The organism is Stenotrophomonas acidaminiphila (assembly GCA_002951995.1).
GTDB classification, from domain to species: Bacteria; Pseudomonadota; Gammaproteobacteria; order Xanthomonadales; family Xanthomonadaceae; genus Stenotrophomonas; species Stenotrophomonas acidaminiphila_A.
In genome coordinates, this window is record CP019797.1 from 45,621 (window position 1) to 57,500 (window position 11,880).

Annotated in this window: 8 protein-coding genes and 1 rRNA gene (1 of these 9 cut by a window edge); 5 read left to right on the forward strand and 4 right to left on the reverse strand. The window is 69.8% G+C overall.

What is annotated here, in order from left to right; all coding sequences use genetic code 11:
- Positions 1-200: 200 nt before the first annotated feature.
- The 3 genes from B1L07_00195 to B1L07_00205 form a co-directional block, all read right to left on the reverse strand.
- Positions 201-3,116: a TonB-dependent receptor gene (locus B1L07_00195; GenBank protein AUZ53811.1), complete on the reverse strand. Its 2,916-nt coding sequence runs from the start codon at positions 3,114-3,116 to the stop codon at positions 201-203.
- A gap of 161 nt (positions 3,117-3,277) precedes the next feature.
- Complete coding sequence (locus B1L07_00200; GenBank protein ID AUZ53812.1) at positions 3,278-4,021, reverse strand: short-chain dehydrogenase; 744 nt, start codon at positions 4,019-4,021, stop codon at positions 3,278-3,280.
- Between the two features lie 98 nt (positions 4,022-4,119).
- Positions 4,120-4,896, reverse strand: coding sequence for a hypothetical protein (locus B1L07_00205; protein AUZ53813.1), 777 nt, complete (start codon positions 4,894-4,896; stop codon positions 4,120-4,122).
- 80 nt (positions 4,897-4,976) lie between these two features.
- On the opposite strand from B1L07_00205, the gene B1L07_00210 reads away from it, so the two are divergent.
- From B1L07_00210 to B1L07_00225, 4 genes are all read left to right on the forward strand, one after another.
- Entirely contained in the window at positions 4,977-5,372 is a 396-nt protein-coding gene (locus B1L07_00210) for a hypothetical protein (GenBank protein ID AUZ53814.1), read from the forward strand.
- 54 nt (positions 5,373-5,426) lie between these two features.
- Positions 5,427-6,728, forward strand: a complete 1,302-nt coding sequence (locus B1L07_00215) for a hypothetical protein (protein ID AUZ53815.1) — start codon at positions 5,427-5,429, stop codon at positions 6,726-6,728.
- Position 6,729: 1 nt separating this feature from the next.
- The gene (locus B1L07_00220; GenBank protein AUZ53816.1) at positions 6,730-7,704 is read left to right on the forward strand and encodes an L-histidine N(alpha)-methyltransferase; all 975 of its coding nucleotides are present in this window, start codon (positions 6,730-6,732) and stop codon (positions 7,702-7,704) included.
- Positions 7,705-7,769: 65 nt separating this feature from the next.
- Positions 7,770-9,929 carry an epimerase gene (locus tag B1L07_00225; protein AUZ53817.1) on the forward strand — a complete coding sequence of 720 codons (2,160 nt, stop codon included), beginning with the start codon at positions 7,770-7,772 and terminating at the stop codon, positions 9,927-9,929.
- A gap of 58 nt (positions 9,930-9,987) precedes the next feature.
- Here B1L07_00225 and B1L07_00230 read toward each other — a convergent pair whose 3' ends face one another.
- Complete coding sequence (locus B1L07_00230; protein ID AUZ53818.1) at positions 9,988-11,172, reverse strand: hypothetical protein; 1,185 nt, start codon at positions 11,170-11,172, stop codon at positions 9,988-9,990.
- Between the two features lie 668 nt (positions 11,173-11,840).
- Between B1L07_00230 and B1L07_00235 the strand changes: the two genes are divergently transcribed.
- Positions 11,841-11,880, forward strand: a 16S ribosomal RNA gene (locus B1L07_00235); it runs 1,507 nt beyond the window's last position.

The following is an 11,880-nucleotide window of genomic DNA, read 5'->3' on the forward strand; positions in this document are numbered from 1 at the left end:
GCTGCTGGCCGGTCTGTGGGAAATCCGCGCCGACCTGCTGGACGTGCATGACGCCACCGCGCGCCGGCTGGCCCAGCTGGACGCGGCGCACCAGCACCGCCGGTAAGCGGCGGCCGTCGCGGAGCGGAGCAGAGCAGCAAAAGACAAAGGGAGCCTGGCGGCTCCCTTTGTCGTCCTGTCGGCGTTGCCGGTGCCGCGGCTCAGAAATCCAGGCTGAGCCGGGCGTAGCTGTAGCGGCCGGGCAGGTCGTACGTGCCCGGGTCGTAGCCGTTGAGCGTGCAGCTCAGGCAGATCGGCGGGTTCTTGTCGAACACGTTGTTGACGCCCACGGTGATCTTCAGCCCCTTCATCCACGCATCGGTGCGCCAGCTGACCTGCGCATCGTGCAGGGTGGTGGCGCCCAGCCAGTGCAGGTCGGCCGCGCTGTCGGTGCAGATCGGGAAGCCGTTGGCGCCGGCGCAGCTTTCGCGCAGGCGGTCGACGTAGCGCAGCGACCAGCTCGCGTTCCAGTTGCGGTAGTCCCAGTTGGCGGTCAGGTTGGAGGTCCATTCCGGGATCGAGCTGTCGTTGACCTCCACCCCGGGACGCTTGGGTTCGGCCTGCCCGGACTCGTTGACTAGCTCGTAGCGGGTGACCCAGGTGGCCTTCCAGTCCAGGCCCAGCTGCCCCCAGCCGGTTTCCGGCAGCAGCCAGTGCGCGCTGAAGTCCCAGCCGCTGGTGTTGATCGTGCCCAGGTTGGCGAGGATGTCCTCGAAACGCACGATCTGCCCGCGTTCGTTGCGGGTGTAGCTGGCGCAGGCCACCGCGTCGCGGCTGTCGATGCAGCGGTTGAGGATCGCCTGTGCGTCCGGTGCCTGGATCGCGCCGTCGATGGTGTGGCGGTAGAAGGTCACACCCAGGTCCAGCTTGCTGGCCCAGCCGCTGTCCTCGGCCCAGCCCGGGCTCCACACTGCGCCGGCCATGAACGAACGGCTCTTCTCCGGCTGCAGGTCGCGGTTGCCGGAGGTGACCACCGAGATCTGCGGGTTGACCTGCTCGTAACCGGGCGGCACGCCATCGGCCACGCACTTGGGGGTGGTGGACGCGGCGTTGTTGCACGGGTCCACCAGGGTGGCGTCGAAGCGGCTCAGGGTGCCGTACAACTCGCCGATGGACGGTGCGCGGAAGCCCTGCGCGAAGGACATGCGCAGCAGCAGTTCATCGGCCGGCTGCCAGCGCAGCCCGATCTTGCCGGTGCCGGTGCCGCCGAAGGTGGAATAGTCCGAATAACGGCCGGCCACGCTCAGGTCCACGCTCTTGCCCCAGAAGCCGCCGCGCGCCAGCGGCACGTCGAATTCGGCATAGGCTTCCTTCACCGAATAGCTGCCGATGGTGACGCCCGACGGCACGCCGTTGTATTCACCGGCCACGGTGATCGGGTCGGGGTAGTACTCGCCCTTGTAGCGGCGCCATTCGGCACCGGCGGCGAAGGACAGCGGCCCGGCCCACAGGTCGGCCAGTTCGCCGGTGATGTTGGCCGAGGCCTGGCTCAGGGTGTTCTTGCTGCGGTCGCGCACCACCGGCGAGATCCACGCCAGCATGTCCGCGGTGATGGTGCCGGGGCCGCCGAAGATGTTCAGCGGCACGCAGCCGGCGATGGCCGCGCACGCCGCCGGGTCGCTCAGCGCCTGGTTGATGTGCTTGATGTTGTAGCTGCCGGTGTTGGTCTGGGTGGCCTTGCTCTGGCTGGACATGGCGTTGATGTCCCAGCTCCACGGCCGGCCGTTGACCTCGAAGCTGCCGTCCAGCCCACCGGCGGCGTACCAGGTCTTGACGTCCTGCTCGTAGCGGCGCGGCCCGCCTTCGACCGGGCGGCGCCCGATCAGGAACAGGTTGGCGTCCGGGCCGATGGTGGTCAGGTCGAAGCCGAACGGGTTGTAGCGCTGGTTGGCGGGAATCACCAGCCGGGTCTCGGCCCATTCGTTGTACACGCCGGCATCGGTGCCCAGGAAGATCGGCTCCGGCGCCGCCTGGTTGGCCGACGTGCGCTCGCTGTACAGGCCACGGAACCAGCCGCTGACCGCCGGGGTGAAGTCGAAGCGCACCTGGCCGAACACCGATTTGCGCTCGTTCGGGGTCAGCAGCAGGTTGTACGGCGCGAAGTTGAAGCGGTTCGCGGTGGTGAACGGAATGAAATTTCCGGGAAAACCGTTTCCGGCATAGTTGGCGCCATTGGGCAGGGTGATGTTGCAGGTGGCCGAGCCGGGAATCGGATTGCCGTTGTCGTCCTTGGCCAACGGGCACAGCCCGCCGTAGGTGTTGTTGCCATCGGCTGGCGCGAATACCGACCGCCCTCCGGGCGTGGCCGAGCTGCCGTTGGCCAGCCCGGTGCCCGGCACCGGCTCGCGTGCCCACAGGTACTCGGCCGAGGAGATTTCCTTCTGCTTGAAATACGACGCGCCGACCACCCACTGCGCGCGGTCGCCGCTGCCGCCGAAGCTGAAGTCCACGCCGCTGGTGCCGCCACCCTTGAGGTTGTAGTCGCCGTACTGGACCTCGACGCGGCCGCCGTCGACGTTCTTGCGGGTGATGATGTTGACCACGCCGGCGATGGCATCGGAACCGTAGATCGACGAGGCGCCGTCCTCCAGCACTTCGATGCGCTCGACCAGCGCCAGCGGAATCGTGTTCAGGTCCACCGACGCGCCCACGCCCGAGCCGGAGGATTCATTGACCCAGCGGATGCCGTCCACCAGCACCAGCACGCGCTTGGGGCCGAGGTGGCGCAGGTCCACCGTCGCCGCGCCGGCACCGACGCCGCCGCCATCGGGCGGGAAGCCGAAGTTGCCGCTGGAATTGAGCTTGGTACTCAACGAGGCGCCACTGGCGGTGAGGTGCTGCACCACGTCCGCCACCGAGGTGTAGCCGGTACGGTCGATGGTCTCGCGGGTGAGCACCTGGACCGGCACCTGGGTTTCCAGTTCGGCCTTCTTGATGCGGGTGCCGGTGACCTGGATCGTGTCCAGGGTGCGGGCGCTGGTGGCTTCCTGTGCGGTGGCGACGGCAGGCAACAGGCACAACAGGGAAAGCTGTATGGCTCTGGTCAGGCGGTGCGGATGCAGCGATAACGACGTCATCGGGAAGCTCCTTGGATTGCCGGACTACCTCGCCCGCCACCATGACGGGCGTGGGCGATATGTAAGCAATTCGTTAGGAGCGGACAAGTGAAGACGCCGTTGGACCCGACGGACGGCAACCGCCGGGCCCCGCGCATGCGGCCACCACCGGCCGCGGCGGCTCAGCGCGCCGAGTAGCCGCCGTCGACCAGGTGGTAGCTGCCGCTGATGAACGACGCCTGCTCGGAAAGCAGGAAGCAGGTCAGCGCCGCCACCTCTTCGGCCTTGCCCAGGCGCCCGGCGGGGTGCAGCGCGACCAGGCCGTCGTAGGCCGCGCGGTCCATGCCGGCCAGCAGCGGCGTGTCGATGAACCCGGGGCCGACCGCGTTGATGCGCAGCCCGCGCGCCGAGTACTCCAGCGCCGCAGTCTTGGTCATGCCCACCAGCGCGTGCTTGGCCGCCACGTAGGCGGTGGACCCAGCCCAGCCGTTGCTGCCCAGGATCGAGGCCATGTTGACGATCGCCCCGCCGCCGCCGGCCAGCATCGCGGCGATCTCGTACTTCATCGAATAGAACACCCCGTGCAGGTTCACTCCCAGCACGCGGTGCCATTCCTCCAGCGGGTAGTCGGCGGTGGCCTGGCTGGCGCCGCCGATGCCGGCGTTGTTGACCGCCAGGTGCAGCCCGCCGTACTCGGCCACGGTGGCGTCCACCAGTTGCCGCACCGCGTCGGCGTCGCTGATGTCCAGCTGGCGCGCACGGGCGCGGGCGCCGATGCTCGCGGTCACCCGCTCGGCGGCGTCGCGGTGGAGGTCGGCGACGACGACCTGCGCGCCGCCGGCGGCCAGCTGCCGGGCGACGGCCTCGCCGATGCCCGAGGCGGCGCCGGTGACCAGCGCGACCTTGCCGGAAAAATCCAGTTGCATGGGGGGTCTCCGGGCGGCCGGGGAGGGCCGCCATCACCCCATCATCCACATCCGCCCGTGGTGGTGGCATCGGCTGCGGTCCGGCCGTTCTGCTGCGTTCAGCCGGCGAACGTGTCCCACGCCATGCGCGCGATCAGCACCACCACCAGCAACAGGAACAGTTTGCGGATCAGCGGCGTGCCACCGCGCAGCGCCAGCCGGGTGCCGGTCACCGAACCGGCGACGTTGGCCGCCGCCATCGGCACCGCGAAGGCCAGCAGCACGTTGCCGCTGGGCACGAAGAACGACAGCGCGGCCACGTTGGTGGCCAGGTTGACCACCTTGGAGGCGGCCGACGCACGCAGGAAATCCAGGCCGAAGAAGCGGATGAACAGGAAGATCAGGAAACTGCCGGTGCCCGGACCGAAAAAGCCGTCGTAAAAGCCGATCACCGCGCCCATCGCCAGCGCGATGCCCAGTTCGCGGCGGCCGACCTCGCGCGGGCGGTGCAGGGCGCCGAAGTCCTTCTTCGCCAGCGTGTAGCCGAGCATCACGATCAGCAGCGCCAGCACCAGCGGGCGCACCGCGTCCTTGGCCAGCAGGCTGACCGCGGTGGCGCCGAGGAAGGCGAACACGAACGCGGTCGCCGCGGCCAGCAGCACCGGCCGCCACGGGAACCGCACCGAACGTGCGTAGCGCCAGGTCGCCGCACCGGTGCCGAACACCGAGCTGAACTTGTTGGTGCCCAGCAGTGCGGCCGGCGTGTGCTGTGGCAGCACCGTGAACAGGCCCGGCAGCTGGATCAACCCGCCGCCACCGACCGCGGCGTCCACCAGTCCGGCGATGAAGGCGATGGCGAGCAGCCAGGGCAGCTCGGCGGGCAGGAGTTCCAGCATGGTCGGACCTGAACGGGGGGCGCGACAGCATACGCCGGTGCCGGCTGGCCGCGGCGCTGGCGGGGAGGGAAAATACGCGCATGCCGATCACCCCGAGCTCCCCTTGTCCCTGCGGCTCCGGCCGCCCCCACGGCCACTGCTGCGCGCGCTGGCATGCCGGCGAGCCCGCGCCGGATGCCGAGGCGCTGATGCGTTCGCGCTACTGCGCCTACGTCAGCGGAAACCGCGACTACCTGCTGGCCACCTGGCATGCCGATACGCGGCCGCAGGTGCTGTCGCTGGAGGATGCGCCGGGCCAGCGCACGCAATGGCTGGGCCTGGACGTGAAGCGGCACCGGGTCACCGGCACCGACACCGCCGAGGTGGAGTTCGTCGCCCGCTACCGCATCGGCGGCGGCAGTGCCGTGCGCCTGGCCGAACACAGCCGCTTCGTGCGCCAGGACGGCCGCTGGTATTACCTGGACGCGCTTGCCTGAACCCCGCCCGGCGCCGATGACGCCGCGCTAACCGGGCATCGCTAAGCTCGGGGCATGCAGATTTCCAGTGCCGCATTGCTGAAGGCGTCCAGCGCTGCGACAACGCCGCCCACGCTGGCCGAGCGCTACCGCGCCGTGCGCCAGGCCAGCCTGGACCTGGCGGCGCCGCTGTCGGCCGAGGATGCCATGGTGCAGAGCATGGCCGACGCCAGCCCCGCCAAATGGCACCTGGCGCACACCACCTGGTTCTTCGAGCAGTTCGTGCTCGCCCGCCCGCCCGGTTACCAGCCGCTGCACCCGCAGTGGCAGGTCCTGTTCAACAGCTACTACCAGAGCGTGGGCCCGGCGCATGCGCGCGCGCAACGCGGGCTGCTGTCGCGGCCGCCGCTGGCGCAGGTGCTGGCGTACCGCGCCCGGGTCGACGAGCGCATCGGCCAGTGCCTGCGCGCCGGCAGCCTGGATGACCCGGCGCAACGGCTGCTGTTGCTGGGCCTGCAACACGAGCAGCAGCACCAGGAACTGCTGCTGACCGACATCAAGCACGCACTGTGGAGCAACCCGCTGCAGCCGGCCTACCGCGACGACCTGCCGGCGCCGCGCGCCGCGCCGGCAGGCGGGCCCGCGCTGTGGATCGAACGCCCCGAACGCCTCGTCGAGATCGGCGCCCCCGCCTGGCCGGCGCACGCCACCTTCGCCTACGACAACGAGTCGCCGCGGCACCGCGTGCTGGTCCCGGCGCACGCGCTGGCCGACCGTCCGCTGAGCAACGCCGAATACCGCGCCTTCATCGACGACGGCGGCTACCGCGACCCGCTGCTGTGGATGAGCGACGGCTGGGCGCAGCTGCAGGCCGGGCAATGGTGCCGCCCGCTGTACTGGGACCCGGCGCTGGAGCGCGAATACACCCTGGGCGGCTGGCGCGCGCTGGATCCGGATGCGCCGGTCTGCCACCTCAGCTGGTTCGAAGCCGACGCCTGCGCGCGCTGGGCCGGCGCGCGCCTGCCCACCGAATTCGAGTGGGAATCCGCGGCTGCGGCGGCGCCGCTGGCCGGCAACTTCGCCGACGCCGGCCTGCTGCACCCGGCTGCCGCCGCGGCCATTGAACCCGGCATCCCGCGGCAGCTGTTCGGTGATGTCTGGGAATGGACCGGCAGCGCGTATGCCGCCTATCCCGGCTTCCGCGCGCTGCCTGGCAGTGCGGGTGAGTACAACGGCAAGTTCATGTGCGGCCAGTTCGTGCTGCGCGGCGGCAGCTGCGCCACGCCGGCCGGACACGTGCGTGCCAGTTACCGCAACTTCTTCCCGCCGTCGGCACGCTGGCAGTTCGCCGGCCTGCGCCTGGCCAGGGACCTCTGAAATGGGCAGTGCCGATCCGTTGCTGGAGGGGTTGCTGGACCACCGTCCCGACCGGGCCACCATCACCGCCGACGTGCTCGCCGGGCTGTCGGCGCGGCCGCGCGCGCTGCCCTCCAAGTATTTCTACGATGCGCGCGGCTCGGCGCTGTTCGAGTGCATCACCCGGCAGCCGGAGTACTACCTCACCCGGGCCGAGCTGGACCTGCTGCCGCGGGTACTGCCGCAGATCGCCGCGCATGCGGGGCCGCGGGTGCGGGTGGTGGAGTACGGCAGCGGCAGCGGCCGCAAGACCCGGCTGCTGCTGCAGGCACTGGAAGACGTGGTGGCCTATACCCCGGTGGAGATCTCGCGCACCGCGCTGCTGGACAGCGTCCGCGCGCTGGCGGTGGACTTTCCCGCCATCGAGATGCTGCCGGTCTGCGCCGACTTCACCGCGCTGCCCGCGCTGCCGCCCCCACGCCGCGCGGCGCGGCGCACGCTGCTGTTCTTCCCCGGCTCGACCCTGGGCAATTTCACCGAAGCGGCGGCGGTGTCGATCCTGCATGGCATGCGCCAGGCGATGGGGCCGGAAGGGCTGGCATTGATCGGCATCGACCTGGACAAGGACCCCGCGCTCATCGAGGCCGCCTACAACGATGCCGCCGGGGTCACCGCCGACTTCACCCTCAACCTGCTGGTGCGGCTGAACCGCGAGATCGGCAGCGACTTCGACTTGGCCGGCTTCGCCCATCGCGCGCGCTACGTGGTGCCATGGCGCCGCATCGAAACCTCGCTGGTCAGCTGCCGCGCGCAGGTGGTGCACGTGGCCGGGCAGGCTTTTGCTTTCGCGCGCGAGGAAGCCATGCACGTGGAATACAGCCACAAGTACGACGACGCGCAGTTCGCGGCGATGACCGCGGCGGCCGGACTGCGGGTGGCCGCGGCCTGGGACGCGCCCGAGCGCATGTTCGGCCTGCGCCTGCTGCGGCCGGCCTGAACCCCACGGCAGGCGCGGTGCCTCTTATCATCGGGGTCCGTTCCGCGCTGGCAGGGAGCCGTTGCATGAAATCGTTGCGGGGATTGCCGGCACTGGGCCTGGCCGCCGTGCTTGCCGTCGCGCCGCAGGCGCATGCCGCCATCGCCGACTTCGGCAGCTGCGGCGCGGGCCTGCGTGCCGCGGCGCAGGCCCAGGGCATGGCCGGCGAACGCTTCGACGCGCTGTTCGTCGAAGTCACGCCGGACCTGGGCGTGCTGGCGCTGCTTGATGCCCAACCCGAATTCACCACCCCGATCTGGGACTACCTCGCCGCGCTGGTGGATGCACAGCGCGTGGCCGACGGCCGCACCATGCTCGACACGCATCGCGCACTGCTGGAGCGGATCGCCACCGGGTTCGGCGTCGATCCGGCCACCGTGGTCGCGGTATGGGGCGTGGAGAGCGACTACGGCCGGGTTGCCGGCAAGCGTCCGCTGCTGCAGTCGCTGGCGACCCTGTCCTGCAACGGGCGCCGCCAGGCGTTCTTCCGCAGCGAACTGCTGGCGCTGCTCCGGCTGATCGACCAGGGCGACCTGGTCGCCGATGGCCTCACCGGCTCCTGGGCCGGCGCCTTCGGCCAGACCCAGTTCATGCCATCCACCTACGCGCGCATCGCGGTCGACGGCGACGGCGATGGCCGCCGCGATCTGGTCGCCAGCATCCCCGATGCGCTGGCCTCCACCGCCAACTACCTCAAGCAGTCGGGGTGGCGCAGCGGCCAGCCCTGGGGCATCGAAGTACGCATTCCCGCCGGTTTCGACGCCGGCATGGCCGGGCGCGGCAAGCGCAGGCCGCTGGCGGCATGGCGCGCGCTGGGCATCACCGCGGTCGACGGGGGCGCATTGCAGGCCACCGCAATAGCCGACGACAGCCCCGCCGCGCTGCTGCTGCCGGCGGGCAGCGCGGGGCCGGCGCTGCTGGTGTTCCGCAACTACGACGCGATCTATTCCTACAACGCGGCCGAGAGCTACGCACTGGCCATCGCCACCCTGGCCGACCGCCTGCGCGGCGGCACGGGACTGCTGGCCGCCTGGCCCACCGACGACCCCGGCCTGGGCCGCGCCGAGCGCCGTGAACTGCAGGGCCTGCTGCTCGCGCGTGGCCACGACATCGGCAGCGCCGACGGCATGGTCGGCGACGCCACCCGCCGTGCGATCCGCCTCGAACAACAGCGGTTGGGCTGGCAGGATGCCGATGGCCGTGCCGGCAGCCGCATCCTGCAGGCGTTGCGCGAGGCCACGCAGGCAACCCCCACCGTGTTCCGGCTGCCCGCCGACCATTCGCGGTTCGTCCACTCAGCAATCGTACGGAGCAAGGTTCCGATGAAGGATGTGCAGGGCCTGGCCACAGGCGACTTCAACGGCTTCACCGCCTGGAAGGTGGAAACCCCGTTCTCCACCGCGGCGATCAGCGTATTCGGCGGCCAGCTGCTGTCATTCGTGCCCGCGGGCGGCCGCGACGTCCTCTGGCTTTCGCCTGCCGCGAAGCAGCCGCCCACCCCGATCCGTGGCGGCAGCCCGGTGTGCTGGCCGTACTTCGCCAGGCAGGGGCAGGGCAGCGACGTGCCCTCGCACGGTTTCGTGCGCACCGTGCCATGGGAACTGCGCGATGCCCGGCGCGAGGCCGACGGCACCGTGCTGCTGACCCTGGCACCGCCGGCGCTGGAAGGCCTGGCGCTGCGCCTGACCATGAACCTGCGCATCGGCCGCACGCTGGAACAGGAACTCATCACCGAGAACACCGGCAGCCAGCCGGCGGTCTTCACCCAGGCGCTGCACAACTACTTCAACGTCAGCGATGCGCTCAAGGTCGACGTCGCCGGGCTGGATGGCCTGACCTACCTGGACAAGCTCGACGGCGGCAACGCCCATGTCCAGCAGGGCGACTGGAACCTGCGCGACCCGCGCGATCCAGGCCGCAGCGACCGCATCTACACCCAGGCGCGCGGCCACTACGTGCTGCGCGACCCGGGTTTCGGCCGCAGCATCGACATCACCACCCAAGGCAGCCGTTCCGCCGTTGTCTGGAACGCCGGCGAAGCGGCCGCCGCGAAGATGGACGACATCGGCGCCGGCTGGCGCAACTACGTGTGCGTCGAAGCCGGCAACGTCGGCCCGGACGTGATCGAACTGGCGCCGGGCGGCCGCCACACGCTGAGACAGGTATTCGAGGTCCGGCCGCTGTAACGCCCTTGCCTTTGAAGCCCCTCTCCGCCGGAGAGGGGTGGGCGAGAGGGCCGGAACGTCAGCGCGCCGGCCGCCGCAACACCAGCAACGCGACCACCCCCGCCACCAGCCCCCAGAACGCCGACCCGATCCCGGCCATCGACAGCCCCGAGGCCGTCACCAGGAACGTCACCAGCGCCGGTTCGCGCTCGCCCTCATCCTTCAGCGCCACCGCCAGGCTGTTGCCGATGGTGCCGAGCAGCGCAATGCCGGCCAGGGTGGCGACCAGCTCTCTGGGGAAGGCGGCGAACACCGCCGCCACCGTCGCCCCGAACAGCCCGATCACGATATAGAACACGCCCGCGCTCACCGCCGCCGGGTAGCGCCGCGCCCGGTCCTCGTGCACGTCGCGGCCCATGCAGATCGCCGCGGTGATCGCCGCCAGGTTCAGTGCGTACCCGCCGAATGGCGCCAGCAGCGTATTGACCACGCCGATCCAGCCCACCACCGGCGATATCGGCGCGTCGTAGCCGGAAGCCTTCAACACCGCCACGCCGGGGACGTTCTGCGAGGCCATGGTGACGATGAACAGCGGCAACGCGATGCCGAACACCGCCGCCCACGACAGCGTCGGCATCGTGAACAGCGGCCGCGCCCACTGCAGCTGCACCTGGTCCATGTGCATCAACCCCTGGCTGCCGGCGATGGCCACGCCCACCAGCAGGGTGGCGATCACCGCGTAGCGCGGCGCCAGCCGGCGTCCGCCCAGGTAGGTGGCGAACATCGCCAGGACCAGCAACGGCTGGGTGCCCACCGAGACGAACACGTCCAGCCCGAAGCGCAGCAGCACGCCGGCCAGCATGCCCGAGGCCAGCGACACCGGGATGCGCCGCATCGCTTTCTCGAATACGCCGGAGAAGCCGGCCAGCGTGCCCATCAACGCGGCCAGTACGAACGCGCCGATCGCGTCGGACAGCGGCAGCCCCGCGGCGCCGACCACCAGCATCGCAGCGCCGGGCGTGGACCAGGCCGTCACCACCGGCATGCGGTAGCGCAGCGACAGGCCGATGCAGGTCACGCCCATGCCGATGCCCAGCGCCCACATCCACGAGGCGATCTCCGCCTGACCGGCGCCGACCGCCTGCGCCGCCTGGAACACGATCACCGCCGAACTGGCGAAGCCCACCAGGACCGTGATGAAGCCGGCCACCACCGCCGGGAGCGAAAGATCACGTAACAGCGAGCGCGGTGTGGAATCGGCCATCGTGCGGTGCAGGGAAGGAAAGACCCCCATTGTGGCCCAGCGGCGCGGCCGGCCACCCGGCCGCGCCGCAAGCATGGCCCCACATGCATAGGAGGGACGCCAGCACCGCGCCCCCTGCCGCAGCGCTGCCAGAGGGCCGTGGCGGCCGGCGACCTTGCCGAGTCTGGCGCCAACGCACTTCCGGCGCCGCAGACGCAGAAAGTGATTGCACATTTCACAAACATGTCTAGAATTCGCTCCCTCGCTTCACGGCGCCAGTCACTCCGGTGACGGCAACCACGAAGCGGCGGCAACTTCCTCGAAACAGGGTGTTGACGGCAACGAAAAGGCTGCCATAATAGGCGGCTCGCTTCGACGAAAAGCCCTCGGGTTTGCGGTTGGAGCAGCGGAGTCGGACCTCGAAGCGAGGTGTTGACGAAGCGGAAAAGCCGGCTATAATGGGCGGCTCGCTCGGACGGAAACGTCGGGCACTGGGAAGAAGGCGCTGAGGCCGATTCCGAAGTTCTTTGAAAGTATGCGCAGGTATCTTGTGAGGGCGCCTGCAGGAGTGGATGACTGTCCATCTTGCAGACGTTTGATCAAGCAATGAATAGTTTGTTAAAGCAAGCGAAACGTTGCCAGAGATTGAACATCTGCAGCTAAAGCATTTGCCTTCGGGCATGTAGTTTTAAGTGAAGAGTTTGATCCTGGCTCAGAGTGAACGCTGGC